This is a genomic window from Deinococcus rhizophilus (assembly GCF_030271215.1).
Classification (GTDB): Bacteria; Deinococcota; Deinococci; order Deinococcales; family Deinococcaceae; genus Deinococcus; species Deinococcus rhizophilus.
In genome coordinates, this window is sequence record NZ_JASNGB010000332.1 from 1 (window position 1) to 1,188 (window position 1,188).

A 1,188-nucleotide genomic window follows, 5' to 3' on the forward strand; every position below is an offset into this window, starting at 1 on the left:
GCGCCGGGGTCGGGATGGCCTCCTCCACCTGTGCCTCCTGCGCCTCGACCTTCGGCGGCGGGGGCGTCTCGGGCCGGGCGACGGGGCTCGCCGGGCGGGTGGGGGCGGTCAGGACCGCCGTCGGCGTGGGCGGAGGCGCCAGCGTCACGACCTCCAGCGGGGCGCGGTCCAGATCGGGTGGGCTGACCGACGTGGGGCGCACATCGGGCCGCAGGGCCAGCAGCCCCAGCAGCAGCGCCCCGTGCAGGGCCAGCGTGACCCCGGCGGCCCGGAGCCGGTCGCGGCGCTCGGGGTGGGCCAGGGTCGGCGGGAGGCTGGGCAGGGTGGTCATGGGGTCACTCCTCCGCGCCGCGGGTGCCCAGCGCCAGACGCTCGCCCCCGGCCTTCTTGATCTCGTCCATCACGCGCACCACCGTGCCGTAATTGCCGCGCTCGTCGGCCCGCAGGCCCACCAGCCCGCCGGAGGACTTCACCAGCGGTTCCAGCCGTCCGCCCAGCCGGGTCAGCGTGGTTTCCTCGCCGTTCAGAAAGACCTTGCCCGAGCGGTCCACGCTCACGATCGGCACCTCCGGCGTCTCCTGCACGGTCGCGCTGGCCCGCGGCAGGTCCAGCGGCAGGGCGTTTTGCCGCGCTCCCAGACTGCTCGTCAGGAAAAAGAAGATCAGCAGCAGCAGCACGATGTCCACCATCGGGGCGAAGTCGAAGGTGACGCTTCCCTCGCTGCCCTCGCGCAGGCGCCGCCTCACCGGGCTGCTCCGGCGGCCGGGACGGACTCGAAGTGCAGCGCCACCTCCGGCACCGCGCCCCGGCCCCGGCCCGAGAGCCACGCGGGAACCTCCTCGCGCACCCGCTCGGCCCCCGTGGCGATGCGGTCCGCGCGGGCCTTGAGCGCGTTGCGGGCCACGTAGGCGATCACCGCCACGATCAGCCCCGCCGCCGTGTTGACCAGCGCCTCACTGATACCGACCGAGAGCTGCGCGGGCGTGGGCGCTGCCGTCTCCGCGAAGACGAGAAAGGAACGCACCATCCCGATCACGGTGCCCAGCAGCCCCAGCAGCGGCGCGACCTGCGCGGCCGTGCCCAGTGCCGAGAGCCCCGCGTAGAGCCGGGCGTCTTCCGAGAGCAGGGCCGAGTTCATCGCGGCCTGCGCCGCCTCCGGGCCACGGTCGGCGCGGCTCAGCCCGGCCC

Annotated in this window: 2 protein-coding genes and 1 pseudogene; all 3 read right to left on the bottom strand. The window is 74.9% G+C overall.

The annotated features are described in order from the left end of the window. A pseudogene (locus QOL99_RS17145) lies at positions 1 to 331 on the bottom strand (hypothetical protein); the annotation flags it as partial. 4 nt (positions 332 to 335) lie between these two features. Beyond that, positions 336 to 746: an ExbD/TolR family protein gene (locus tag QOL99_RS17150; RefSeq protein ID WP_285525612.1), complete on the bottom strand. Its 411-nt coding sequence runs from the start codon at positions 744 to 746 to the stop codon at positions 336 to 338. Further along, positions 743 to 1,188, bottom strand: a 446-nt coding sequence (locus tag QOL99_RS17155) for a MotA/TolQ/ExbB proton channel family protein (protein WP_285525613.1), incomplete at its 5' end; no start/stop codon positions are given. The genes QOL99_RS17150 and QOL99_RS17155, both read right to left, overlap by 4 nt.